Source organism: Commensalibacter communis (assembly GCF_947179105.1).
GTDB classification, from domain to species: Bacteria; Pseudomonadota; Alphaproteobacteria; order Acetobacterales; family Acetobacteraceae; genus Commensalibacter; species Commensalibacter communis.
On record NZ_CAMXCK010000005.1, the window covers coordinates 52,278 to 78,882 of the forward strand.

At 36.8% G+C, this 26,605-nt stretch carries 24 protein-coding genes and 1 tRNA gene; 14 read left to right on the forward strand and 11 right to left on the reverse strand.

Annotated features, from left to right (window positions below):
• Positions 1 to 8 precede the first annotated feature (8 nt).
• The 8 genes from PQG52_RS08900 to PQG52_RS08935 all read left to right on the forward strand — a co-directional run bounded on the left by PQG52_RS08900 (position 9) and on the right by PQG52_RS08935 (position 8,945).
• Positions 9 to 1,040, forward strand: coding sequence for a LacI family DNA-binding transcriptional regulator (locus PQG52_RS08900; RefSeq protein ID WP_271829085.1), 1,032 nt, complete (start codon positions 9 to 11; stop codon positions 1,038 to 1,040).
• A gap of 145 nt (positions 1,041 to 1,185) precedes the next feature.
• Positions 1,186 to 2,100, forward strand: coding sequence for a myo-inosose-2 dehydratase (gene iolE / locus PQG52_RS08905; protein WP_271829086.1), 915 nt, complete (start codon positions 1,186 to 1,188; stop codon positions 2,098 to 2,100).
• A gap of 17 nt (positions 2,101 to 2,117) precedes the next feature.
• Positions 2,118 to 3,290: a Gfo/Idh/MocA family protein gene (locus tag PQG52_RS08910; RefSeq protein WP_271829087.1), complete on the forward strand. Its 1,173-nt coding sequence runs from the start codon at positions 2,118 to 2,120 to the stop codon at positions 3,288 to 3,290.
• Positions 3,291 to 3,294: 4 nt separating this feature from the next.
• The gene (gene iolG / locus PQG52_RS08915) at positions 3,295 to 4,317 is read left to right on the forward strand and encodes an inositol 2-dehydrogenase (RefSeq protein ID WP_271829089.1); all 1,023 of its coding nucleotides are present in this window, start codon (positions 3,295 to 3,297) and stop codon (positions 4,315 to 4,317) included.
• On the forward strand, positions 4,310 to 5,104 hold the full coding sequence (locus PQG52_RS08920; protein WP_271829090.1) for an SDR family oxidoreductase: 795 nt from the start codon (positions 4,310 to 4,312) through the stop codon (positions 5,102 to 5,104). The genes iolG and PQG52_RS08920 overlap by 8 nt, the downstream gene beginning before the upstream one ends.
• A gap of 604 nt (positions 5,105 to 5,708) precedes the next feature.
• A complete protein-coding gene (locus PQG52_RS08925; RefSeq protein ID WP_271829091.1) occupies positions 5,709 to 5,945 on the forward strand; it encodes a hypothetical protein in 237 nt (78 codons plus the stop codon).
• On the forward strand, positions 5,869 to 6,282 hold the full coding sequence (locus PQG52_RS08930; protein WP_271829093.1) for a phage terminase large subunit family protein: 414 nt from the start codon (positions 5,869 to 5,871) through the stop codon (positions 6,280 to 6,282). The genes PQG52_RS08925 and PQG52_RS08930 overlap by 77 nt, the downstream gene beginning before the upstream one ends.
• A gap of 458 nt (positions 6,283 to 6,740) precedes the next feature.
• Positions 6,741 to 8,945 carry a hypothetical protein gene (locus tag PQG52_RS08935; RefSeq protein ID WP_271829094.1) on the forward strand — a complete coding sequence of 735 codons (2,205 nt, stop codon included), beginning with the start codon at positions 6,741 to 6,743 and terminating at the stop codon, positions 8,943 to 8,945.
• Between the two features lie 476 nt (positions 8,946 to 9,421).
• Here PQG52_RS08935 and PQG52_RS08940 read toward each other — a convergent pair whose 3' ends face one another.
• From PQG52_RS08940 to PQG52_RS08950, 3 genes are all read right to left on the reverse strand, one after another.
• The gene (locus PQG52_RS08940; protein ID WP_271829095.1) at positions 9,422 to 10,690 is read right to left on the reverse strand and encodes a Y-family DNA polymerase; all 1,269 of its coding nucleotides are present in this window, start codon (positions 10,688 to 10,690) and stop codon (positions 9,422 to 9,424) included.
• Entirely contained in the window at positions 10,687 to 11,136 is a 450-nt protein-coding gene (locus PQG52_RS08945; protein ID WP_271829097.1) for a LexA family protein, read from the reverse strand. The genes PQG52_RS08940 and PQG52_RS08945 overlap by 4 nt, the downstream gene beginning before the upstream one ends.
• Before the next feature lie 598 nt (positions 11,137 to 11,734).
• Positions 11,735 to 11,820: transfer RNA gene (locus tag PQG52_RS08950), tRNA-Tyr, on the reverse strand.
• A gap of 129 nt (positions 11,821 to 11,949) precedes the next feature.
• On the opposite strand from PQG52_RS08950, the gene rlmB reads away from it, so the two are divergent.
• The 3 genes from rlmB to PQG52_RS08965 all read left to right on the forward strand — a co-directional run bounded on the left by rlmB (position 11,950) and on the right by PQG52_RS08965 (position 15,023).
• Positions 11,950 to 12,714, forward strand: coding sequence for a 23S rRNA (guanosine(2251)-2'-O)-methyltransferase RlmB (gene rlmB / locus PQG52_RS08955; protein ID WP_271829098.1), 765 nt, complete (start codon positions 11,950 to 11,952; stop codon positions 12,712 to 12,714).
• Positions 12,715 to 12,744: 30 nt separating this feature from the next.
• Positions 12,745 to 13,902 (forward strand): glycosyltransferase family 61 protein, encoded by a 1,158-nt coding sequence (locus PQG52_RS08960; protein ID WP_271829099.1) that lies wholly within the window; start codon positions 12,745 to 12,747, stop codon positions 13,900 to 13,902.
• Between the two features lie 65 nt (positions 13,903 to 13,967).
• Positions 13,968 to 15,023 carry a linear amide C-N hydrolase gene (locus tag PQG52_RS08965; RefSeq protein WP_271829100.1) on the forward strand — a complete coding sequence of 352 codons (1,056 nt, stop codon included), beginning with the start codon at positions 13,968 to 13,970 and terminating at the stop codon, positions 15,021 to 15,023.
• 41 nt (positions 15,024 to 15,064) lie between these two features.
• Here the strand turns inward: PQG52_RS08965 and PQG52_RS08970 are convergent, their stop codons facing one another.
• The 5 genes from PQG52_RS08970 to cysE all read right to left on the reverse strand — a co-directional run bounded on the left by PQG52_RS08970 (position 15,065) and on the right by cysE (position 18,057).
• Positions 15,065 to 15,265, reverse strand: a complete 201-nt coding sequence (locus PQG52_RS08970; RefSeq protein ID WP_271829101.1) for a hypothetical protein — start codon at positions 15,263 to 15,265, stop codon at positions 15,065 to 15,067.
• Positions 15,262 to 16,065: a hypothetical protein gene (locus tag PQG52_RS08975; protein ID WP_271829102.1), complete on the reverse strand. Its 804-nt coding sequence runs from the start codon at positions 16,063 to 16,065 to the stop codon at positions 15,262 to 15,264. The genes PQG52_RS08970 and PQG52_RS08975 overlap by 4 nt, the downstream gene beginning before the upstream one ends.
• A gap of 164 nt (positions 16,066 to 16,229) precedes the next feature.
• Positions 16,230 to 17,000, reverse strand: coding sequence for a KAP family P-loop NTPase fold protein (locus tag PQG52_RS08980; RefSeq protein ID WP_271829103.1), 771 nt, complete (start codon positions 16,998 to 17,000; stop codon positions 16,230 to 16,232).
• Positions 17,000 to 17,191 (reverse strand): hypothetical protein, encoded by a 192-nt coding sequence (locus tag PQG52_RS08985; protein WP_271829104.1) that lies wholly within the window; start codon positions 17,189 to 17,191, stop codon positions 17,000 to 17,002. The genes PQG52_RS08980 and PQG52_RS08985 overlap by 1 nt, the downstream gene beginning before the upstream one ends.
• Positions 17,192 to 17,220: 29 nt before the next feature.
• On the reverse strand, positions 17,221 to 18,057 hold the full coding sequence (gene cysE / locus PQG52_RS08990) for a serine O-acetyltransferase (protein WP_271790597.1): 837 nt from the start codon (positions 18,055 to 18,057) through the stop codon (positions 17,221 to 17,223).
• A 398-nt stretch (positions 18,058 to 18,455) separates the two neighbouring features.
• Here cysE and PQG52_RS08995 point away from each other — a divergent pair, with 398 nt between their 5' ends.
• Together PQG52_RS08995 and PQG52_RS09000 are read left to right on the forward strand one after the other, a co-directional pair.
• The gene (locus PQG52_RS08995; RefSeq protein WP_271790596.1) at positions 18,456 to 19,763 is read left to right on the forward strand and encodes an ammonium transporter; all 1,308 of its coding nucleotides are present in this window, start codon (positions 18,456 to 18,458) and stop codon (positions 19,761 to 19,763) included.
• Positions 19,764 to 19,848: 85 nt separating this feature from the next.
• Positions 19,849 to 20,385 carry a hypothetical protein gene (locus PQG52_RS09000; RefSeq protein ID WP_271829105.1) on the forward strand — a complete coding sequence of 179 codons (537 nt, stop codon included), beginning with the start codon at positions 19,849 to 19,851 and terminating at the stop codon, positions 20,383 to 20,385.
• A gap of 61 nt (positions 20,386 to 20,446) precedes the next feature.
• Here PQG52_RS09000 and PQG52_RS09005 read toward each other — a convergent pair whose 3' ends face one another.
• The 3 genes from PQG52_RS09005 to PQG52_RS09015 form a co-directional block, all read right to left on the reverse strand.
• Complete coding sequence (locus PQG52_RS09005; RefSeq protein WP_271829106.1) at positions 20,447 to 22,618, reverse strand: peptidase domain-containing ABC transporter; 2,172 nt, start codon at positions 22,616 to 22,618, stop codon at positions 20,447 to 20,449.
• Positions 22,615 to 23,925 carry an HlyD family secretion protein gene (locus PQG52_RS09010; protein WP_271829107.1) on the reverse strand — a complete coding sequence of 437 codons (1,311 nt, stop codon included), beginning with the start codon at positions 23,923 to 23,925 and terminating at the stop codon, positions 22,615 to 22,617. Before PQG52_RS09010 ends, PQG52_RS09005 begins: the two co-directional genes overlap by 4 nt.
• Before the next feature lie 548 nt (positions 23,926 to 24,473).
• Complete coding sequence (locus tag PQG52_RS09015; RefSeq protein ID WP_271829108.1) at positions 24,474 to 25,229, reverse strand: LexA family protein; 756 nt, start codon at positions 25,227 to 25,229, stop codon at positions 24,474 to 24,476.
• A gap of 567 nt (positions 25,230 to 25,796) precedes the next feature.
• On the opposite strand from PQG52_RS09015, the gene PQG52_RS09020 reads away from it, so the two are divergent.
• Complete coding sequence (locus tag PQG52_RS09020) at positions 25,797 to 26,600, forward strand: hypothetical protein (RefSeq protein ID WP_271829109.1); 804 nt, start codon at positions 25,797 to 25,799, stop codon at positions 26,598 to 26,600.
• The last annotated feature ends 5 nt before the right edge of the window (positions 26,601 to 26,605 follow it).

Below are 26,605 nucleotides of genomic sequence, written 5' to 3' on the forward strand. Positions count from 1 at the left end.
TTAATTATTTGAAACAAAATCGAAATTTAAATAAAATCACTCTACAACAAGTTGCAAATGCAACAGGATTAAGTATCACAACGGTTGATCGTGTAATTAATCGTCGAGGTGGTGTTTCTAAAAAATCTGAAATTAAAATTTTACAAGCAGCACAGGCTTTAAAATTAGATCGGTTTTTATTTATTCATCACTTACAACATATACGCGTGGCTGTTTTAATGCAGCCATCCAGCAACCATTATTGTGAAGTGTTAAAAAATACTTTTGATGAGTTAAATCATTCTAATCAATCCCGTATTACCTTTTTTTTACATTCTATTAATGTGCAAAATATTCCTGAAACCATTCAAAAAATTAAAAATGTTTCTATTAAATACGACGCGTTAGTTATTATTGCTCCTCATATTGATAAAATATCTCAACTGATCCAATCATTGGCTCAAAAAATCCCCGTTATTACCTTAGCAACCGATATTCCTGATAGCGCAAGGATGATTTATGTCGGCCCGAATAATTACCAACTTGGCCGAGTTGCGGGTGAATTAATGGGACGTTTCCTTGGCTCAATAGGCGGAGAAGTCATTGTTATCTTGGGGATTGCGAAGATGCATGGCCATACGGAAAGAGAACGTGGTTTTAAATCTATTTTACAAGAATCTTTTCCGCATTGTCATATTGTTAATTCATTTGAAAGCTATGAAAATAGTTACGAAATGAAGAAAATTATAATTAGCGCATTAAGAGAATATAAAAATATTAAGGGAATATATAATATTTCGGATGAAAATTCTGCCATTAGTGAAGTCTTAAATACTACAAAACTTGATAAGAAAATGACACTCATTACGCATGAGCTCACGCCTATTCATAAAGAGCTTCTTAAAAAAGGGGTGATTGACGCTATTATTGATCAAAATCCAGAATTAGAAGCAAAACAGATCTTAAATACAATTATTCATTATTTTCATAATGATAAAAATGTTATTCCAGAATATGACTATACACCCTTTAATATTTATTTACGTGAAAGTTTATTATAATTCTTTTTTATAACTAAAGAAAATGTGATGAACGAACACTGTAAATATGTTAATTTTGATGGGTTTCCATCATTTTGATCGTAGTTTATTAGAAAATATAGCGATAACTTTTGATGATATAGATACATTTTATCAAGAGTATATCATGACGCAACTTATTCAAAAACACGATCAATTATTAAAAGTTGGGGTTAGCCCTCTTTCTTGGGTTAATGAGGTTTTAGAGGACCTTGGCAAAGGAACGACCGCTGACCAATGTCTCTCTGAAGCAAAAACAGCTGGATATGCAGGGGTAGAGACAAGTAAGATTTTCCCTTCTGATCCAAGTGAATTAAAAACGCTGTTACAAAAACATGATCTACAACTTGTTTCAGGGTGGTATAGCGGTTTTTTAACAGAGAAATCTGTTGAATACGAATTTAAAGATGTCATTCATCATGCTGAATTACTAAAAGCATGTGGTTCATCCGTCATGGTATATGGGGAATGTGGGCATATGGCACAGGATGCCTTGGATATTCCAATGTCCCATAGACTGACTTTATCCCTTGATGCGTGGAAACATTATGGCGAACGCCTGACTTTATTTGCAGAAAAAGTAAAATCTGAATTTGATATACAAATTGCATATCATCATCATTTAATGATGGTAGCCGAAAAGTTGGATGAAATTCGCACTTTAATGAACACAACTGGAGATGCTGTTGGGTTATTATTAGACACAGGCCATGCTTATGCGGGTGGATTTGATTATGCCATTTTAATTTCTGAATTTGGGTCTCGCATAAAACATATCCATTTAAAAGATGTACGTGGGAATATTTTCCAAGACATTAGAAATAAAGATGCTTCTTTTAATGAAGGGGTCAGAGCAGGGATGTTCACTGTTCCAGGGGATGGAATAATTGATTATGAACCTTTGGCGCAATTTCTGAAAAATAGCAATTATTCAGGTTGGATATTGGTTGAAGCAGAGCAAGATCCAACCAAAGCTAATCCTTTATCGATGGTTAGCTCTGCTTATCAATTTATTCAAAAACAAATTCTAAAAAATCAATAGAGTTAAGGGGAATTTTGATGACACGTAAAAAACTGAATATTGGATTAATTGGCTCTGGCTTTATGGGACAGGCTCATGCAGATGCCTATCGAAGAGCCGCTCTGTTATATCGTAATTTAAAAGCAGAACCCATTTTGCATACATTTGCTGATGCGACCCCAGAGCTTGCCGCAGAAGGGGCAAGCCGTTTTGAATTTTTACATTCTACGCATGATTGGAAAAAACTCGTCACCCATCCTGAAATTGATTTGGTGGATATTACAACGCCTAATTCGATGCATTTTGAAATGGCGATGGCTGCTATTGAAGCAGGAAAGCATGTTTATTGTGAAAAACCGTTAACCGTGAATTTAGAAGATGCCAAGGCACTGTCTAAAGCGGCTAAAAAACATGGTGTAAAAACGATGGTTGGGTTTAACAATATTAAAACCCCGTCTGCATTACTTGCTAAACAATTGATTGATCGTGGAGATATTGGACAAATTACCCGTTTTCGCGGATGGTTCGATCAAGGATTCTTCAATGATCATGATATGCCATGGAGCTGGAGATGTTCTAAGAAACTTGCAGGAACAGGGTCTTTGGGGGATTTAGGGGCGCATGTCATTAGTGTTGCACAATTTTTAATGGGGCCAATTGAAAGTGTTTTGGGTCAAGAACAAACATTTTTTAAAACAAGACCAGCACCAGGCGATGGGTCTGGATATAAAGCCAGTGCAGATTTAAATGCAAAACGATTGGATGTTGAAAATGAAGACCAATTTCAATCCCTAGTTCAATTTAAAAATGGTGCAGGCGGTACTATTGAGTCTTCTCGAATTGCAGCAGGAAAAGTTTTCGGTGTTTATTGGGAAATATCAGGCACTGAAGGCACGATTATCATGGATGGTGAGCGATTTAACGAATTGAAAATTGTTCGATATCAAGATGATAAAGCGGATCGTGGATTTAAAACCATTTATGCAGGCAGTCAAGTTGAACAATTTAACGGCTTTTTTGGATTTGATTTTGCTGGCGGAGGGCTGGGCTATTTCGATGTAAAAGTCATTGAAATTTATGATTTAATTCAAGGGATTATGGGATCATCTGCATGCTTTCCAGATTTCTATTTTGGGTATGAAAATCAAAAAATTATTGATGCAATGGCTCAATCTGTTTCTGAACAAAAACGTATTTTTATTGAAGGATAATCACATGACAGGAATAGCTTTAATTGGTGCAGGGCGCATGGCCAAGGTACACGTTGCATCTATCCTTGCTGCTGGGGCAAAAATTGCCACAATTTATGATCCCGTTGCAGAAGCCAGCAAATCGCTTGCCGCACAAACCAATGCTAAAGTTTGCTATAGTGCAGCAGAAGCAATGAATGATCCTTCGGCAGAAGCGATTATTATTGCCACGTCTTCGGATACACATATTGAATTGCTGTATGAGGCTGTTAAAGCCAAAAAACCTGTTCTTTGTGAGAAACCCTTATCTGCGAATTATCAAGAAGGTATAAAATTCATTCGCACTATTGGCGATGATGCCGCAAAGAAAATATGCGTGGGGTTTAACCGTCGTTTTGATCGTGGCCATGCCTCGGTTCGAAATGGGGTTCATGCAGGGCATATTGGACGATTAGAGCAATTAACGATTACCAGTCGGGATCCATATCCTCCACCATTAGAGTATATCCCACGTTCAGGTGGATTATTCAGGGATATGATGATCCATGATTTTGATATGGCGCGCTCTATTATCCAGCAACCCATTATCTCTGTCACAGCCCATGGTTCGTCGATTGTTGATCCTGAAATAGGAAAGCTTGGGGATATTGATACAGCAAGTGTCACCATGATTGCTGAAGATGGTGCGTTGATTACGATTTTAAATTCTCGTCATTGTGCTTTTGGGTTTGATCAACGCATTGAAGTTTTTGGGGCAAAGGGAATGTTGGTTTCTGATAATCCAAGACAATCAGGATATACAACTTATACCAGTGAATATCCAGGAACGTCAGCACCGATATTAGAATTTTTTATGGAGCGTTATGGCCCTTCTTATACCGCAGAAATTCAAACCTTTATTGCTTGTTCACGTGAAGGAAAAGATATGCCGATTAATGCCATGGATGGCATGATGGCGGCCTATTTAGCTGAAGCCGCAACTGCTTCCTTAAAGCACAAGAAAACCATTACCCTTACAGGACTAGATCAGGAGTTTACACATGTCTGATTTAAATATACGCCATAAAAATACCATTGCTTTGATTACTGGAGGGGCGCAAGGGGTTGGGTTTGCAATTGCTCGCCAATTAATCGCCGAAGGATGCACAAAAATCATGTTGGCGGCACGTGATGTACAAAAGGGTGAAAAGGCCATTGCTGAGTTATCTTCTGCCAATGTGAATGTGCAATTTACCTCTTTTGATTTACAAGATACGCAAGCATGTCTTGATTTAGTCTCAACAACAGTCAAGACATTTGGGGATGTGAATGTCCTTGTCAACGCCGCTGCTTTTGGAGGACGTGGAACATTAACAGACACGTCCGCAGAATTATGGGATCAAATGTTTTTTACTAATGCTCGTGCGCCCTTTTTCTTAATGCAAGGGTTTGTTAAACACCGAATTGAACAAGGAGGATACGGATCGATTGTAAATATCTTGTCTCAATGCGCCCATTGTGGGCAATCTTATCTAGCCCCTTATTCATCTTCAAAAGGAGCGTTAGCAACATTAACCAAAAATGTCGCCAATGCGTATCGATCCAATCGTATTCGTTGTAATGCAATTTTACCAGGATGGATGGACACACCTGGTGAAAATATTACCCAACGTAAATATCATGGTGCAACGGATGGATGGTTGGAAAAAGCTGAGGCAGAACAGCCTATGGGTCAATTATGTAAACCCCATCAACTTGCGGAATTGGCAAGCTATTTATTAAGCCCCAATGCAGGAGTGATGACAGGTGCATTAATTGATTACGATCAAAATGTTGCTGGTGCATATCCAGAATAAAAGGTCTTGTTACAAATAATGTTCTAAGCTGTAATATGTATGAAAATTTGGTAGTGTAGATAGATATTATGTTATTTAACCCGCAGATGTTTTGAATGATTTTAATTTGTTTATTAATTAAATATCATACAAAAAAAGAAACGTACCTATCATGGAGATAGATGGGGGGATCTTTGGGTCCTTCCTAGCTTCTTTTGCATCACAGGTATTTCGCACCCTGTCTCGTGTCTAGCTAATAGGTTTTTTAGGGGGTGCAACCTAGCATGCAGTTGGGTTGCAGTACGGCAGAAACGATAAGTTAAAGTGAGGCTATACGTTGTGCTGGAGTTAGCCGAATAAACATTCAAAAGCAATTAAAAGTTGGATGGATACAATATGCTGGGAAAAATAAGGTTGATCTCGCATCTTTCAATGCTTGGCTCGCGAGTAAAAGAGATTTTGACCAAACTGTTGAGTTATCACAAACGTGGATAATTCCATATAATCCACCCTTACCTATTTTAAAAACCTTCAAGATGCAGAGCTTTCTAATGCCAGTTATGAGGCGCGCCTGAAACAATTAGACTGTGATTTTAAATTGGGTGCTGTGGTCAGGATTGAAGATGTGGTTGATGACCTCTCTTCACAACTAAGTGCGATCAGAACGCGTTTACTCGTAATCCATGCGGAAATGGCGCCTTTAATATTTAACTGTAAAACAGTTGCAGAAACTCAAGGTAAAATGCATCAATTGATGGTTAGAGCACTAGAAGAATTATCCGAGGATGAACGATGGATCCAACATTTACAAGAAAGGGAAAATAGCTTTTTGGAAAACACTTCTGAAAGCACAACGGCTTAATCTTTCCCCACCTCCTGTCTTGAGCCTCAGCCAATGGGCGGAGCAATATGCGTATTTATCCAAAGAAACTAGCGCACAAACAGGGCGATTTGAAGCCTATGCCTATCAAGTTGGAATGATGAACGCCATTACGGATCCGACAGTGGAAAAAGTCTTCGTGATGAAGTCAGCCCGTGTGGGGTATACAAAGATCATCAATCATATTGTTGGCTATTATCTACATCAAGACCCAAGCCCAATTTTAGTCGCACAATCGCGCGTGGAAGATGCAGAGGATTACTCCATCCCCCCATTATATACCAAAACATTTCTCCACATAATACAGCATAACATCTAAAGAAACAGCCATTTTTGAGGTTTTACTCTGCATTTTGTATCATTTTATATTATTTCAAAGCATGAATTTGGTTGGTAATTGTCATTGGCATGCGAAAAAAACAAATTAAGGCAGCTTATAATCGGATAGAGTATAACGAAAGAAGAAAAGCACTTTATCAAATTTATATAAAAATGCTTTTTAATGGTCTTATTCCTGTTGCGAGAATGCTCCGATAAAATCATTATTAATCATTTTCTCAATATTATTGCTATGTCTGAAACATTGGTAACACTATAATCACCGAGTAGGGTATTCCAGCCTCTTTTATCATTTCTTGCAATCCGTACATTGATTAAAGTATGGCAAGAAAAATTAAATTCGTTTTTGTAATTAAATAATGATACAATAGTAAAGTTATTAATTAGATTAAATAATTTTTTTTTATTTATAATTTTATGTATTATTAGGATAAAATCATGAGACTTAATTTTTTTTCAAGTATTGGTATAGGATTATTACTGTCTTGTACAACTTTTATACCCTTTGCGCAAGCAGAGGACTATGTAAAAACATCTCAAATTAATACACCTAATGGGGTGGCAGGATTAAATGCGAGTGGGCAAGTAAATGCAGATGTAGATAATAATAGCGTTCAAACATCACAAATAAAAATTGCTACGCAATATAAAGCTGTGGATGGGTCTGTTATTAATCGACCATTGATTAAAATGGTTCCTGATGCAACATCAGAATTTACACTAGGTAAAGAAACGGTGCAGTTTGGTGGTGATTATGATACCAATGAACAACTTGTACCTACGGGGCTGTCTATTTTTGGAAGGCCTTATGGAAATTATAATGCGGGTTGTACTTTATGTATTTTCTCTGCTGCTGGAGGTGTTGGTGCCGGAAGTGGGAAAGCAGCAATCTCTGGAAACGATTATCGTGGGGGTGCAGCCGCTATAGCTAAAAATGATATGACCGTTGTTGGCTTTTATCACTTTGATGAAAATTCGTCAGCTAGGGTTGTTGCACAAGCAGCCTCCTTTGGTTCAGGTGTGGTGAATTTATCTTCTCCGATGACAAATGCGGAAATGTCACAATTACATGTTGGGATGTATGTGGCAACAAATGTAATTGATCCTACTATAGTAAGTAAAAGTGATTTCATAAAACCTAAACGATATTGGGGATTTATAAAATCTTGGGATGCAAACCATATTTATGTTTATGATTGGGCAGTTCCAGAAAAGAATGACAAGTCAAGTGGTCAAATTCCTGATACTAATTATTTAGATGATCAGCTTTCTGAATATAAAGTGCCAATGATATTTGTAGGTGTGCCTAGTGGGGTAATGGCTGAGAACGAATATTTAGATGCAGATGGTACAAAAGTTCTTGGAGATCAAGCAACTGCAGTAGCGAACTCTTTTCGTAGAGAAGAGTTTGATTTTCGTGCACATGATTGGACAAAACCAAATAGTTTACTATTTCATGGTTGGGTCACCTCTTTTGAGTGTCGTCCAAATTGTGATCCAAATGCATTGGCGGAGGACAGTTTTGCTTATCTTGTTAATGGTCCGGACGGATTGCCAAAAGCTTATGTTGCACTAATGGGTGGGGATGCGTTAGAATTCGCAGGCTATAGTACATTCATAGGGGGGAATGGGGCGCCACAATCTTATGATGCACAAGGGAATAGTAAGGACTCTGTTGTAGTCGGTTCAAATCATATCATGAGCTCTTTTGCAAGCAGTTTACCTGAGGGTAACGTTATGCATATGAGTACGATCGTAAATAGAGAGATTCTTGGTACGAGCAATTGGCGTGATTATGGTGTACGTTTGGTAATGGATGTTGATAGCCAACGTGACCGTAAAACAGGATTAAATAATGGATCACGTATGGGTTCAATTGCTTTTAATTATAACGGAGCTCATTATGGTGGTGTGTGCTTGCTTGGATATGATTCCAATCAAGGGTTATGTCAAGAAGGAGATGGCTCAGTTAGTTTTGCCAAAGAGATAAATGCAAAAGAAGACGCATTTTTTCATAATGGAATTTTTACTGCCTCGGCTAGCTATGACCCAGCCCAAAAAAGCGTTAGTGGGCAGGGGGCAATGCAAACGTGGAATACGTATTATCCAGGTAATGCCCATACTGAATTTACGAATATTGACTCAACGAATGCTTATGGTGGTTTTGATTTTTACAATATACACACTGCTTCCTCAATCGAGAATGCCCAACCTTTGGTTAGGTTTGGGATAAGAGATTCATTTTTTGATATTTATCCAACGATGAAACAGGGTTTATCAATATCAGCTAGCAAAAAAATATTATTTAAAAATAATGATGACTCTAAGGGGGTTTATTTGACTCTAGATTCAAGTAACTATACTGACGACGATCAAGCGTCAGGAAAACCAGATACACGTGGTGATCTCTTGGTTGGCAGTGAAGTGGCTGATGGTGCTAATATCCGTGGTGTGAATGGATATTATGGTAAAAGCTTAACTGTGACACAACAAATATCTGCTGCGCAATTTCATGGTCAACTTTCAACACCGTCTTCATCATCTGAAGCTTGTAGTGCGGGTGATTTCAAAGATGATGCTAATTATCATTATGTTTGTGTTGCTGCTAATAAATGGAAACGAGTTGCCTTATCTGATTTTTAGTAATTGGTTTTAGTAAATTAGTGAATCTTAAGAACCACCCGTTAAGGTGGTTCTTTTACGTTTGAAATCATAAGGAAAAATTAAATACAATCGAAGCGACAAGTGAAGTTTATATTTCTCTTTTGAAACAAGAGGCTATGAAATCAGCTTTTGAATATACTCGTTTCATTAGGATGTATCATACAATTAACCAATTCACAGGATTTTGTTAGCAGAAAGATACACAGAGAGAAGCAATGATTTAAAACATACTTAGTAAAGGATCAGTAGTAGGTGCATTACAAAAGGTATTTTTTACTTATCATGATATATAGCAAAATTTAAATTTGCATTAAAACATAATTATCGTCAGGTATTATCTTGAGTATAGGTTGCTACGAACATGTTATAAGTTTTTTTAAGAACAAAATGTCAGGGTTCTGATGTGATGCATAGTTTGAAGTGTGATATATTTTTATTTTGAAATCTATTCATATTTATATCATCTTAACCACAGGTAGCTCATCCCAACGGGTTGTATATCGTTGGCTTAATAGATCACGTTTAAGATTCCATTGGGCATTGGTGTTGATGCCACCAAAGCTGATGGTATTTCTGCCCATTTTTTTATTAATTGTATCAAGAGTTGACATTAGTTGATTGCTGCGCGTTTTTGTTTCTGTATCCTCGGTTTGACTAAAGAAATCTAACTGTCTTTTGTTTTGATCGACGATATCCAGCATCATTACACCTGCTTTTTGATAGGAGTAATCCTCTTTGAATATACGGCAAACCCCTTCTTGAGCGGCTGTAATGATATGGCGTGTATCGTTGGTTGGATAGAGCAATGGAATAACGATCGATGGGTGATATTGCGATTGTTGTTCACCAAAACGGTTGGTTCTCAAAAAAACTAAGATTGCTTGTGCTAAGGATTGTTGAGTGCGCAACTTTTCAGCCCCTCTGCTGGCATGCAGGCGAATGACATCGTGTAGGTCATCAATATTATTTGTCGCTTTTCCAAAACTGCGAGAAGTCATGATGTTCTTTTTCGGTGTATGTATGTCTTCTAATTCAATACAAGCAGTGCCACGTAACTCTAAAATAGTGCGCTCTAAAACAACTGAGAATTGTTTACCAATAAAATGAGCATCAAAATTCCTTAGTTGCCATGCGGTTCGAATGCCCATATTGCTTAATTTAGCGGATAATTGACGACCAATGCCCCAAATCTCGGAAATTGGGAGTTGTTGTAATTGTTCTATAAAATCAGACGCATTTGGATCTAAATAATAAACGCCTTGAGAGCCCACTTTCTTTTTCGCAATATTGTTGGCAATTTTGGCTAAGGTTCGTGTGGGGGCGATACCCACACAAACTGGGATGCCTGTGCTTTGACGTATTATTTTTCTTAGATTGCGACAATATTCAACCGGATTACGTTGGTGTTGTAGGTGTAAGAATGCTTCATCAATAGAATAAAGTTCGGTATCAATAATGTAATCTTGAACAATAGAAAATACTCTTTGGCTCATATCCCCATAAAGTTCATAATTGGAGCTGAGTAAAGTAATTTGTTTTTTGATATGAGGCGGAATTTTAAAGGCTGGCATTGCCATCGGTACTAACGGTTTTAACTCATTAGACCGAGCAATAACGCAACCATCATTATTCGATAAAATACCGATTGGTTTTCCTTCTAGTTTAGGGTTAAACACCCGTTCACAAGATGCATAAAAATTATTGCAATCAATCAGACCAATCATAGATGACGTTTTCGAAAAGAATGTATATTATGAATGACGACACCCCAAATATAAATTTCTTTATCCTTCATCTCTATCGGGGGATAGTCTGGATTACCTGATTTAAGATAAGGGGTGTTATTTTTAAAGGCTAATAATTTGCACGTTAATTCCCCATCCAAAGCAACAATAACAATATCACCTTGATGAGGCTCTAATGATCGATCAACGATCAGCAAATCATGGTCAAATATACCATAATCCATCATTGAATCACCAGATACTCGAATATAATAAGTTGCAGCTGGATGACTGATTAAATGGTCGGTCAGGTCTAGTTTATTTTCAATATAATCACCAGCAGGGGAAGGAAAACCAGCCCGAACGATAATTTCGATATGGGTGATAAAGGTCTTAATTGTTTTGTCTGCAATATTATGAACAGACAGAGCAGTTGTTTCAACCATATAAACCTCGAATAATAACAATGAGCTATATATGGTTTTCAATCGATGGAATTCAATCAATTTTTTGGATGGTTTTTTAAGAGTTTAAATTGAACTTGTGGGGCCGTTTAATCAAGCTGCATATGTCGCCACAAGACCAAACGTAATCGTCATTGAATGACATCGAACTATGGGATAAGGAAACAATATAACAGCTATAAATATGGTTATTTTAAAATTTTGTTTTTATTTTTTGTGGATAAAACTGTTAGTAACTCTGTGTATAATATAAAATTATATTATTTAAGAGAATAAATGGGATGAAATATGATCGTAAATCTTACGATTATCGTTAACAGAATTTAAGGAAATAAAGCCTTGTATCGAATTCGTCTTTTGTAAAGAATCAAGAATAAGAATCTAGAAAGAAAATAGAATTAGTTTTGTGAATAATATTGATGCATAGAAGCAATTAAACGAAAAGGATTGGTTAAGATGTGTATATTTACTCACGAGAATGGATAAAATTATACGTTATGGTATAGAAGTTAATCTTATTATTAAAAGTAAATGACAATTTATTAAAAGATACTGAAATCAACATGTTACATAACATGGATGGTGGAGGGGGTTGGATTCGAACCAACGTAGACGTACGTCAGCGGATTTACAGTCCGCCCCCTTTAGCCACTCGGGCACCCCTCCGTAAATAAGTTAAGAGGTTAATAACAGGTTTGTTAATCAATTGTCAACAAGATAAATAACTTTTCGCTGGAGAAATTTTGTTTTTTTTTATAAAGTTTGGTTTTTAATAATTTTAAAGATTGATAATCCATGAATAGAAGACCTCGTCCCAATACAAATAACAGTACGAATTATAATATAAAGGGTGGTTTTTGGTTGTATGGGCAACATGCAGTACAAGCTGCGTTATTAAATCGTAAACGTCAAAAAATGCGTTTAGTGGCAACGTCTGATGCGTATGAAACCGTGACTTCAAAATTGGAAATGCCGCTTAAAACAGGACATGAAATTGTTGAACGTCCCGTGTTGGATCAAATCTGTGGCAAAGAGGCTGTGCACCAAGGGATTGCGCTACATGTAATGCCGTTAGGCAGCGCTAGTATAGAGGATATGTTAGAGCGTGAAGGGCCTATTTTAATGCTGGATCAAGTTACTGATCCTCGGAATATTGGGGCAATTTTACGTTCTGCGGTGGCTTTTGGAGCAGCTGGGGTGATTTTACAAGATCGTCATTCCCCTGATGAAAGTGGGGTTATGGCCAAGGCAGCTTCTGGTGGGTTGGATACTATTCCCATTATGCGTGCGGTTAATCTTTCCCGTGAATTGGTGAAACTAAAAGAATCCGGATTATGGGTCGTAGGATTGGATGCACATGGTAATCTGTTGAATGGTGCTGATTTTGTGAAACGCCGTATTGTCTTGGTCTTGGGGGCAGAGGGCGCAGGGATCAGGCAGTTGACCAAGAAAAATTGCGATGAAATAGCCAGTTTACGAATGACGGGCGATATTGACAGTTTAAATGTGTCTGTGGCTGGTGCGATTGCTCTATATGAGATCACGCGCCATTTCTTCTAGTCTCTGTTCTCATTATCAAGGTATAATTCTATGGGGTTAAAATCGCTTTTTTCTGCAATAAAAAAACAGTTTATAGCGCAGAAGGATTCCAAGGAAGTAATTTTAGAATCAGAACCAAAGGAGTTATACCTTGCCGATGTTGCACAAGAACAAGTTGAAGTTGAATTTTGTGAATTATGTGACGGTCAGTTAAAATGGTCGGGCGTTGAGCGTTTATCGAACCAACATTATTACCCGTTTTCGAACTGGAAAAGTGCTGCCAAGCCGATTTATTGTTATTGCTTACAAGAAATTGTTTTAGACGTTTATTACAAAGTTTTTTTCAAAGATAACAGAACTATCGTTAATAGCAGTCACTTTATCAATGGTGAGTTATTACGCTCTTTGTCTGTTCACTCTGATCGTTTGATTATTCATGAAGATCAAGAATCTGTTTTTTGCTGCTTTGACCATTGGGAAGATAATTATTTTCATTGGTTAGCCCATGCGATCCCTGCGTTCTACGCGGCGAAACAATCAGGTATACAGGGTAAATATCTTATTCCGATGGAGTTGACCTCTTGGCAACAGCGTACCTTGGAGTTGCTGGGTATAGAATTATCTCGATGTCTCAAAGTAAAAAAGGATCAACAATATTTCTTTCCATCTTTGATTTATTATGAGTTGGCGACGGGCGAGGCAGATTTTATTGACTCTAAATTGTCGGTTCAAGCGTATAAAATGATGGTCGAGAATGTAAAAATTCCTGTTATCCCAGAATTATGTCACGATAAGATTTATATCAGCCGTGCCAACAAAGAACATCGCCATTTAAGTAATGAAGGCGAATTGATTGAGTTACTAAAAGCAAGGGGATATTTTATCCTTGATCCAGAAAAATATAGCATTGATGAACAGATTATGATCTTCCAACAGGCTAAAATCGTTGTGGCATTATTGGGGGCTGGATTATCCAATATTGCTTTTTGTAAACCAGGCACGGTTATTTATGAATTGATCCCCAGCCATCATGATAATCCTTGTTTCCTGACGATGTCTTTACAGGGTCAATTAAGATATTGGGCAGATAAATTCGATACAGGTGTGGATCATAACCAACCAGATCACCTCAGCGCATGGGTCAACAGGCTTGATATTGATTTTGTTTCTAAAAGATTGGATGAGCTGGAACAATTCATCACAGAATAAATTGTAATTTTTTATTCGGCGATTATGTTATAATAAAACCATATTGGGAATCAAAGGGGTAGATCATGCGTCAATTACTGAATGCTGTTATTGCAGGGGCTTGTTTGTTTTCTTCGACCAGTTTGGCTTGCACCAGGGCTGTTTATTTGGGCGATAATAATCAAATTATCACTGCACGATCTATGGATTGGAAGCGGGACGTTGGAACGAATTTATGGATACTCCCTCAAGGAATGGATAGAGACGGTGCTACGGGCGACAAAACAATCCATTGGAAGTCTAAATATGGCAGCGTGATTGCAACAGGATATGATATCGCGACCACAGACGGGATGAATGAAAAAGGTCTGGATGTAAATATGCTGTGGTTGGTAGAGTCCGTCTATCCCACACCTATCAAAGATAAGCCAACTTTATCAATTTCCGTATGGGGGCAATATGTATTGGATAATTTTGCCACCGTTGATGAAGCGGTTGCTGCTTTGGAAAAAGAACCGTTTACTGTGATAACGGATAATGTCCCAGGCGAGAAAAGAATGGCCAGTTTACACATGTCTATTTCTGATCCAACGGGCGATAGTGCGATTATCGAATATATTGATGGCAAACAAATCATTCACCATAATCGCAAATATCAAGTGCTGACGAACTCACCTGCATTTGACCAGCAATTAGCGCTGGATGCCTATTGGAAATCCATCGGGGGAACGGTGATGCTGCCTGGAACCAACCGTGCTGCGGATCGTTTTGCCAGAGCTTCTTTTTATATTAATGCTATTCCCAAGAAACTTGATGATCGGACTGCGGTGGCAAGCGTGTTTAGTGTGATCCGCAATGCGTCTGTGCCGTTTGGGATTAATACAGAAAACGAACCCAATATTTCCTCAACCAGATGGCGCACGCTGGCGGATCAGCAAAATAAACGCTATTATTTTGAATCAGCATTAACGCCAAATATATTCTGGGTTGATCTAAATCAAATCGATTTCTCCGAAAAAACAGGCAAAGTTAAAAAACTAGACCTTGGCAAAGACCAAACCAATATTTTCTCTGGCAATGTCACCGCATCGTTTAAAGAGGCACCAATGTTTAAATTCTTGCCGATTAATGGGGTGAAGTAAGGGTATATATAAGCCTCTTGAAGAAAAGGGGCTAATTGTAATTAATTGTTTTTGTTAAATCTTTTTAGAAAATTTTGAGCTATTTTTTTGTTGTTATCATTGTCAAGTTTGCTGATGATTTTTGCAATTTCGATTAGAGGTAATAGCTTTTTTTCGAAAAGTTGTTGTGCTTCTGGATTATTGTTTAATAGATTATTTTGATGTGTATAAATATCGTATGAATTACGATCAATAGCGTTCATTGCAAGAATTGCACAGTCGTGATGTTCGTGAAAAAAATTTGTATCCATTTAGGGTCTAAAAGGTTAAAAAAGAGTATATACATATTGGAAGACCAGTTGGAAAAATTTTGGGTTTCGGCTAATTCTTTGAATTTGATTGTATAGATTTCTTTGATTATATCCTGATGTTTCTCAAGTGCGTTGTTCAATGCGTGATGAGGTATCATTGTATTTGTGATTATAACTCTAATTATAAACAATTTTGTTAATATAGGGTTAAAAGGGTAGTTTCTATATAATTTTTCCAGCTGTTCTTGATGTGAGTTACTATCAAGTAATTCAAAACTGTTAATTAAAATAGCTCTTATTTCTACATTTACATTATATTCAATGGTTGTTGGTATTGTTTCTCTTAGATAGATGGTGATAGATATTAGGAAATAAATAATTTGTTTAATAGTATCTTGAGGATAGGTCGATAAATGTTTTTGCCAATAAAAGATTAAATATTTGGGTGTTGAAAGATTAGTATCAGGACATTTTATATCTGATTGTTGAATGATTGAGAGTGCATATTCGGTATTATCCAAATTATTTTCTATTTCTGCAAGCTCAGAAGGAGATAGTACCGTTTGATAAGAGCCATATATAAAACAGTTATAGAAAGATTGTTCAATCTCTTTCAAATCTAGAGTTGGAGGAAATAATGCAAAAAAGATATTGATTTTCTCTTCATATTTTTTTATTTCTTCTTCAATTTGTTTTTCTTCTATTGTGAGATCCCTTCGAATATCTTCGGGTATAAGTCGAAGAAAGCTCATCTTAATACAAAAATCTCTATGGTTTTTGATAAAATCATAAAGATTATGATTCAATAAACGCCATGATTCGGTAATAATGAAAAGAGGTGGGTTAACAGTGTTTTTAACAGAGAGCCACCCAACAACTAGAGCATTAATAAGACGGTTAACTTGCCGAGGATTTTTTAGTTGTGGGTATAGAAGTTGTTCAAAATAAGAAACGCAATTTTCTTGTAATTGTAACTGTTGATAAAGATCCCATATTTCAGTTCTAAGTTTATTCCAAAAAATTGTTGCACTTTAAATGGGATAATATGGGGAAGATTAAAAGAACCTTGCACTATTTTTTCAATCCATTGAGGCCCTTCGTGATCGGTATCTTTTTCAAGTGCTCTTTCAACAATTTTTCGGTCAAACCCTAAAAGATAAGTCACATAAGGCAAATCTGCTACGGATTTTACCAGTCTGAGGACTTGACGCATTTCATCAGCAGGCAGGCGGTCTATATCATCGATAATGATTAACAGAGGACGTTTTTGTGCTTTTAGAGCTTTATTCAATGCTCGCTTCGTTTGTTCCAAAGAAGGTCTTTTTTGAAGATTTTTTATAAGGAGTTGTGTGGTATTGCCTACCATTTTGGAGGTCGCGGGATTTAGATAAGAAAGCGCCTCAAGTGAAGGTAACGTTAATGCAGCAATGGTTTTCAAAAACGCTTTAATATTGCCCCAGCTGTTATCAAGTTGCTTTTCAAGCTCATGAAAAAATGCAGTTGTTAAATTTTCTTGATTAGAAAATAACCAAGGTGAAAAATGGATGATCGTTGTAAGTGGTTTAGTTTCTTTGATCTGTGAAGGTCTATCTGGTTCGAATGTTTTATATAAAAATAAATCATTTAATATTTTGAATTTTGTATATTTAGAGCGATATCTTTGTAGCCATTTTAAATGTTCTACCACTAAATTAATCGCCGAGGTTTTCCCAGAACCCCATTCCCCATGAATGCCAAGGATAAGCAATCCTCTCTGGTGGTGGCATTATCTAAAATCGTCGCAATATTTTTTGCAAAAGGGCTGTATCCTAAACAATCAGCAGCTAGGTCTGTAATGGGGCTATCAGCGGACAAACTATTCGCAGATATATCATTCATATACTGAACCCTTTTGTACTATATTGATGTTAAATCACATAATCAATCGGGGGCAGGGATAGATCCATTGAAATGCCAGGCATATCTTTGTGTTTGATCCCAACTGGACGGGCGGGATTGCCAACGACTGTGGTGTAAGGCAAAACATTTTGCAGTACAATAGAGCCAGCGCCAATCTTTGCCCCTTCGCCAATTTCTACATTGCCCAGAACTTTGGCACCAGCACCAATTAAGACGCCACGACGAACTTTTGGATGGCGATCTTGCTCGACTTTTCCTGTTCCACCCAAGGTTACGGCTTGTAAAATAGAAACATCATCTTCGATGACAGCCGTTTCCCCAATGACGACACCTGTGGCATGGTCAATCATAACCCGTTGACCCAATCTTGCAGCGGGGTGAATATCTACCGCAAAGACTTCGGAAATACGGCTTTGCATATGTAACGCAAGGAAAGGACGCTCTTGTCTCCATAACCAATGGGCAATGCGGTGGGCTTGGATTGAATGAAATCCCTTAAAAAATAAAAAAGGCGTCACCAAGTTTGTACAAGCTGCATCACGCATCATGACTGCAATTAAATCCGCCGCTGCAACGGAGACCAAAGGAGGGCTGAGTTGATAGGTTTCTTGAATTAGATGCGTCAAGGCTGATGGTGAAATAGAGGTGTCGCCCAATTTGCGTCCGATAATATCCGCTAACGCTGCCGAGAAATTAGGATGGCGATGAATGCACGCATTAAAAAAACTGGCCAACAAAGGGTCACAACAAGCACGGCTCTCATCAACTATTTTCATCCATAATGCATCCAGATTGATTTCATGACTGTCTGGACCACTAGCAAGCGTATTGCGTGGATTATTCATAGCGTTTTGTTCTGGAATAATAGGATATGGGTAACGCGATAAAGAATCACTCATTAATAAAGCCTCGGAATATTTATTTTTAAAAATCTTTAAGATAAAGCGTAAATAGATATTATTACTATATTTCAGTTTATATAATATGTCATTTTTAAGAAACAGATTTAATTTTTATATTGGTTCGGTAAAAAAATATTACCCACAATCACAGTTTCGTGTTTAGAATTAACATATATATCAATAACAATTTATTTATTGAAGTATAATTATCATTTTGGGTTGTTTGGGGATTTTATATTTTTCATACATATTATTTCAGAGGGGGATTTTATTCGATGAGGGGCAGAATTCTGAATATTTTGCGGCTAAGAAATTATTTGTTGATTGGGTTGCTATGCTTAATGCCCATGCATGCTTATGGTGCCACGATTGTTTCACCAACGTTGGATACAGGGGATACAGCATGGATGTTAATCAGCTCAGCGTTGGTTTTATTGATGACTATTCCTGGTTTGGCGTTGTTTTATGCGGGGATGGTCAGAAAGAAAAACGTTCTGGCAACGATGATGCAGTCTTTTTCTATTTGTTGTATGATGAGTATATTGTGGGTTGTGATTGGATATAGTCTTGTTTTCACCACAGGAACACCTTTTATTGGGAATCTCTCTCAATTTATGTTGGGTGGGATTCTAGACCATTATCATTTTGGTATTGATAAAGGATTTGTACTGGGGTCAGATACCGCGGCACCTGTGATGATGACTATTCCACAAAGTGTTTATGTTGTTTTCCAAATGACATTTATTATTATTTCTGTGGCAATTTTGGTTGGTTCCGTTGCGGAACGAATGAAATTCAGTGCACTATGTTTATTTTGTCTTGCATGGGGATTATTATCCTACGTGCCGATCGCGCATTGGGTTTGGACTTCAACAGGATGGTTGGCTGCGTTAGGAGCAATTGATTTTGCTGGTGGTACTGTGGTGCATATTAATGCTGGGGTGGCTGGTTTGGTTTGTGCCCTCATGGTTGGCAAAAGAATAGGGTTTGGTAAACGTGACTTATCCCCTCATAATGTGGGCTATGCGGTTATTGGTGCCTCTTTGTTATGGGTTGGTTGGTTTGGCTTTAATGCGGGTTCAGCGTTAGGTGCAAATGGACGTGCAGGGATGGCGATGTTGGTCACTCAAATTGCAGCTGCATCAGGTGGTATTGGTTGGATGTGTATTGAATGGATCAAGCGCAAGAAACCAACCGTTTTGGGGATTGTTTCTGGTGCCATTGCGGGGCTTGTGGTGATTACGCCAGCCGCAGGGTTTGTCTTACCTGGGCCTGCATTATTAATGGGCTTTATTGGTGGTATAGCATGTTTTTGGAGCTGTTCTTACTTGAAGCATAAATTAGGGTATGATGATTCGTTGGATGCGTTTGGTGTGCATGGTATTGGTGGTATTATTGGTGCTATTTTAACGGGTGTATTTGCATTCGGCCCTTTATCAGCCACAGAATCTGATCCAGCAGGAATTTCAGCGTCCGTTGGATTGGTAATTGCGCAAATTGAAGCCGTTATTGTGACGATCATTTGGAGCGGTGTGGTCTCTTGGGTTTTATTAAAAGTGATTGATAAGCTGGTTGGTTTACGTGTTACTCAAGACGAAGAGCGCGAAGGATTGGATATGGCTTTACATAACGAGCAGATTAACTCATAATTCTAATCAACGAATGAATAATGCTTTTCATCAATATTACAGCATTATTCATCGGGCAATTTTCTTTACATCAAAAGGGTAATCCATGAAAAATTTCCTTTCTCCAATTTCTGTATTGGGATCATATGCTGCCGTTGCTGCGTTAACTGTTGGTACGATGGCTGGTTTTTCTTATTCTGCACATGCAGCAGAAGGAAAAGCATGTTACGAGCAATTTAGTGAAGCTAAAAAGAGCAATACATTAAAAGAAAAGAATTTCAAAGAATTCAAAGCCGCACATTGCGATCAAAAAGCTGCTGCACCAACGGATAAACCAGTAGCAGCAAATGCGCCAAAAGCTGATAAGCCAGCGGCTGCAACAAATGAACCAGCTAAAAAAGATTCCACTAAAAAAGAAGCAGCAGAAAAAGCACCAGTAGTTAGCGGGGATGTTGTTTTCCCAGATAAAGTTGATCCTCAATTCGCCAGTGAAAAAGAGGGAACTGCTCGTATGAATACCTGTAAAAAGCAATATCATTTGAATAAAACATCAAATAAAAATGGTGGTCTTAAATGGATTCAAAAAGGTGGTGGATATTACAGCGAATGTAATAAACATTTAAAATCAGCCACAGGTAAATAATTTTTACTAATATGATAGTTAAATAAAAGGCCTATTTCTCGAAAAGGAATAGGCTTTTTATTTATTCTTCGTCAGGGTACAAATCTTCTCTCTTAACAACTTGGATCTCGCCTTTTTGAATGGTGATAGGATCCAGAATAATAATGTAATCACATAATGCCACCGTTGCAGGTCGGTGTGCTACGATTACACGCGTGACTTGCATATTTTTCAAGGTCTCAGCAATATGGCTTTCTGTATATTCATCAAGATGGCTGGTTGCTTCGTCAAGGAATAAAATTTCAGGTTGACGGTATAAAGCCCGTGCAATAATAACCCGTTGCTTTTGTCCGCCCGATAATGAGCTGCCCATATCCCCAACAAATGTCTCGAACTTCATGGGCATTGCCATGATATCGTCGTAAATGGCTGCTTTTTTCGCACATTCCATGATACGGTCAGGATTTGGATTATCATCAAAGGCACAAATATTATCTGCAATAGATCCGGAAAATAATCCATCATCTTGTAAAACACCTGCAATATTTTGACGATAATTATCTAAGGATTGTTTAGTAATATCTTGCCCTTTGTATAAAATCTGCCCTTCTTCTGGGAACGTAAGCCCCATCATAAGTTTTAATAAAGTTGATTTTCCACATCCCGACGTGCCTACAATCGCAATACTTTGCCCCTGAGGGATCTGTATATTCAAGTTTTGAAAAACCCAAGGCTCGGCTGGTGAATATCTAAAACCTAAATTATGGCATTCTAGTTGTTCAGATTGTTTTTGATCTGGCAAACTGGTTGTGTTTTGGGGCAGATTGTAATCAGTTGTATTCTTTTCTGTAGGGGTAAGGGCAATATCAGAGATGCGGTCGCTTTGAACTGATAACATACGAAGTTTAAACACAGCACCAATTAGACTGCCAATACGTCCTGTAAATTGATCTTTATAAGATAAGAACGCCACCAACATCCCAACAGACATTTGGTTATCCATTACAAAATATGCCCCAACAACCATCATAATCAGGCGGTCAGAGGCAAAAATTGCATCATTAATACGTCCGAAAATCAGATCATAACGTTGTGTTTTTAAGCCAACATTGATGCTGTCTACTAATAAATTGAGCCAACGTGCGCGACGGCGCTCACGCAATCCCAATAATTTAATGCTGGCCATCCCACGCACGGTTTCAATAAAGTGAGAATCTTTTTTAGCACTGTAGATAATGCCCTCTTCAGAGGCTTGTTTATAAGGGCGATATGCAATAAAACGAACAATTGCATCCAGTGTCACCGCAACAACAGTTACAATCGCCAACCATTTGCCGTATATAAACAGCATGATTAACATGCCTACTGCCATAATACCATCCATTACCGCTTGAACCATATCGGTGGTAATGGTGGTTTGAATGGTGCCCAATGATCCAAAACGCGACAAAATATCACCAACATGACGTTTTAAAAAATAATCAAGCGGCAGACGGGTCAAATGGTCAAAAAGTCCAGCATTCCATTGCACATTTAATCGTGTGCTAAATAACATCATCATCCATGTTCTTGCGGTGGCGATAATCATTTGTAATAAAATTAATAATCCCACCCCAATGGCAATTGTAGTCAGTAAATTTTTATCTAAGGTCACAATGACCTCATCAATAATAACTTGGGAGGCCATTGGCATAATAATGGCGATTAGTTCAAGACCTAATGAGGCAAAGAATAAATAGCTTAATGTTTTTTTTAAACCATCGGTTTTTCTGAATAAATCTCTTAATTTTAAATTATTACGCTCATCTTTACGCTCGAATTTTTCATTGGGTGAAACTTCTAATGCAACCCCTGTGAATTCTTTATTGACCTCTTCCCATAAGATTTTACGTTGCCCATGGGCAGGATCATTAATGATAATACCATTGCTTTTGACTTCAGTTAATACAACGAAATGATTCAGACTCCAATGTAAAATGCAAGGTAGTTTTAATTTATTCAGTTCATCCATATCTAGGCGTAACGGACGGGTTACCATACGGTTGCGATGTGCGACATCAATAATATTTTGTAACGTAATTCCCTTGATCGAAATGGATTCACGACGACGAAACGTCGTCAAATCAATATAATTTTTATAATGCCCCATAATCATTGCAAGGCAGGCCAAACCACATTCTGCTGCTTCTACTTGAAGAATAACAGGGGTTGTATGTCGGAAACTGAAATTGAGTTTGTTCAGAACATCTATCATGGTGTTGGTTTAATCAATCTGGTTTGAACGGTATTTTTGACTTTGATGAATGGGTCTAGCATCCATTGATATAACCGGCGATAATCAATCGCGATATCAGCCTCTACACGCATCCCTGGTTGTAAAAAATGTTTCTGGTTGTGATATCCCACGATAAATTGATCGCTTGGCTTTACCCTAACACGATAGAGATTGTGGTCACCTTCAGCATTTTTATTCGCAAATTCGTTTTTAAGCCGTTCGCTATCTTCTTTGCCCATCGTTTCAGAAGTGACGGGCGTATAGGTAATTTCTGATACTATCCCTTTATATAAACCAAATTTTTGATAAGGAAATGCGGAATAACTTAAAACAACGGTATCGTTCTTTTTTAACAAACCTACTGCAGAACTGGGGACGTAAAGTTCTGCCTCTAACTGCTGTCCTTCTGGAACAATGCTAAGTAAAGCAGAGTTCTGCGTAACTTGTTGACCAATGTAGCCACGTAATGCGGTGATATTGCCGCTTATTGGTGCGGTGATGATAATAGTTTGGTCTTTTTCACCTTGAATAATTTTTTCTTCAGTTTGAGTTATTTTTTGTTGAATATCATATAAATCATGTTTTAATGTGCTATCAAATAAACGAAGTTTAGAGGTATTTTCTAAAATTTGCCCTTCTATAGAGGTTTGACTTTGCAAAAACTGAGAATGAGACCCTAGAATTTGAGCGTAAGTATATAATTGATTTTGATATTCTAAATTCGTTGCCAAAGCCATTTTTTTGGCTTTTTCAATCATATTTAGCGAAGCCTGGATTTTTGGAATAATAACATTATCTTGATTAATTTGATCGGTAACTTTTTGATGTTGCCGATATAAATTGGTTAGCGTACTGGTAATATTATTTTTTTCAATAGGGGCATTATCTTTGCGCAAATTATATTGATCGATCAATATTTGTTTTTGTTTTTTAAGCACTTGATTGATTTGTGCCTGAGCTGGCCCATTAACATTATTATTTTCAAGGCTGATTGCAAAAAGTTTTTGCCCTTTTGTTACAAAGTCGCCTTCTTTGACATTTTTTTCGACGATAACCCCAGTTGCCCTCGACCCAACGGTAACCAATCCAGAAGTAGGCATCATACTACCAACGGCATGGGTTCGACGGGTATATCCACCGTAATAAATATATAAAACCACTAATATTGTAAATATCAGGGATATCACTGATATAATTTTAATAGGAATAGGTTGGATATCTTGAACTTTACCAAGCCAAGTATCGCGTTTAGCTTCTAATACTTCATTTCTAAAAAGTGAGCTCATTCATTCGCTTTATGTAGTGGGGTAATATCAAAAATATATGAAGTTTAAAAAAATCCTAGTTACTGAAAGCAAATCTGTAATATTTTAGTCTTTTGCATACCGTTTGATTACTATAATTTTTAAATAAAAACTGGCGTGCAGAGTATCGATAATTTTGTCTTCAGAAACAAACGCCCAAGATACACAGCGAACCATATTAATAATCGTGATGATATTCACAATATTAAAATAGAGTTACTGTTAGATGTCTGTCTGATAATCCAGTGAAATCTTCATCAATAATTTAAGCAATCGTTATAAATAAGATATTATCTATTCAGCACGATTAAGATGCAAACTGAGTTTTGAACTTCTGTGATCCGAAGCTCACTTATTTACCTCCAAATATTTGTAAATTGTTTTAAACTCTTAATTGCTGATTGATTAAGAATGTTACGATTTATAACACATTCATTATTATATTACAACCTTATTGATATTAAAATATGTTCGGATTAATTATAATTTCGATATACTAATTTATATTTCATTATAACGGTGTGTAGATATTATTTTATATTCATTTTTCCAACCATATTATAACTGCCAATCACGAGGCTTTGAATTGTAATATCTGGGGTCGAAGCTATGTCGCCATCCATACCATTCCCTTGATACTCTTTAGTTAATTTCGGCAAAATAATCGGTTTGACAAAGTTCGGATTATCGCTTTTTGGCCATAAAAGAACGCTGCCATCTTCTTTGATTTGTATAATTTTTAGTGTTGCTTCATAACAATCAGTCAAAGAATCTCTTCTAATGGTGATGACGCAGTCCCCATCTTCTGGATTTCGTCCAATATCAGAAAAGTTAATCGCTATAACAATGGTCCCTTCGGGATATAATAAGTTCATGGAATCCCCTTTAACGGTCAGGGCAAAGCTGTTAAAATGCTTGTAGCGGCGATCAACAGGTACAGTCAAAGGGATCCAATCGCTTTCTGGCCATTCCGTTGCTGTGTTCCATTGTCCGGCTTGGACTTCGCCACGAATATAGATAGTTGTAATTGGAATCGGTGAATTTGCCTCGATATTTGATGATGAGTCGTGTTTTTTCACCGGATTAAGGAAAAAGTTTACGTTTACATCTAGTGCCTGAGCCAGTTTTATCAATTTATCAGTTTTAGGTATATTATTATATCTTTTTAAATTTCTGATAAAATCCTCTCCAACACCGGCTTTGATTGAAGCTTTTCTGGCGCTAATTTTTTTTTCTTGTAGTAATTTTTCAATTTGATCTAGTAAGATTTTATTCTTCATGTTCATTAATTTACTGAATGTTGAAAAGCTATCAGGATTTATAGCCTTAATTTATGTTGACAATAAGGTTAAATAACCTTAAAAGTAACTTACATTACAATTATTCACCTTATATTAATAATTTTATCGCTATAAATATTTTAAATGGTTTTTATATTGGAATATAATACATATTTAAAGATATTTATATCAAATAGAGGAGGTATCGGTTTATGAAGAATTTATTATGTATTTCTAAATATTCAAGAGGATATATAAAATAATTAACTCAAATTTATTTTCTTAATTAAAGATGTTGAAAGTGAAATTGTTTTTTTTTAAATTTTCTCATGGTGCGAGAATTCTGTTTTTATATAAAATTCTTTCAGAAGTTGATTTTATATTTCCAGCGGCAAGTATTGAAGAGTTTTTTTAATATATTTTTATTAGCATAAGAACAATTATTCATTACTAAATAGAATCTTTGAGATCTATGAGTCAACAATAAAGATTAAGGGTAAATTATTTCGTTAAAAAGCAAATATTGGATATTTGATAATTACTCTTCAAAAGTTGTGGTTAAAGGTAAACACCATGGAAAAAATGGGTTTTAAGTATAGTTGGGGGAAATTTTATTGGGATGCATGGTTGAATGATATTAATTTACAAAGTTGTGATTTAGCAGCACAAGGATTGTGGATTAACTTAATTGCGATTATGCATAAAAGCGATCAAATAGGATATTTGGTTATTAATGGTCGCCCAATGAATGTGGCTGATATCGCCAAACGGGTTGGTATTCGCAAGGACAGAGCTGAACGCTTATTACAAAAACTAATCGATAATGATGTGTGTTCCGTTACTGACGAAGGTATCTTATATTGTCGTCGTATTGTGCGAGAACAAAAAAAACGTAATCAACATAATAGTGGTAATGAGTTCGATCTTGATTATAAAAAAAACGATAACCAGTTTGAAAATAAAAAAAAATGTTCTGGTTATCGTAAAAAAAATCAAGGAGAACAAAATGTTATAAATTTTTCTTCCTTATATAAAAATATAAAAAAAGAAATACAAAATATAGACATCTTAACTGATATGGAAACGGTAAAAGAAAATATCAAGAGTAAAAATGAAAATTTTTATTATGCTTCGGGTTCCCGTTTACCCTCAGATTGGTATCCAGATACACAATGTCGTCAATTTGCTTTTGATTTAAATCTTTGCCCAGACACTATGGTTGAGGATTTTAAAGACTTTTGGCATGCTAAGCACGGAAAAGAAGCAATCAAAATGGATTGGTCAGCAGCATGGCGTAGGTGGTGTAGGATTGCTAATCAATGGCTAAAAACGACGTCTGTTCAATCTGATGAAAAAAAAAATCTTAGTTATTTTTAATGATT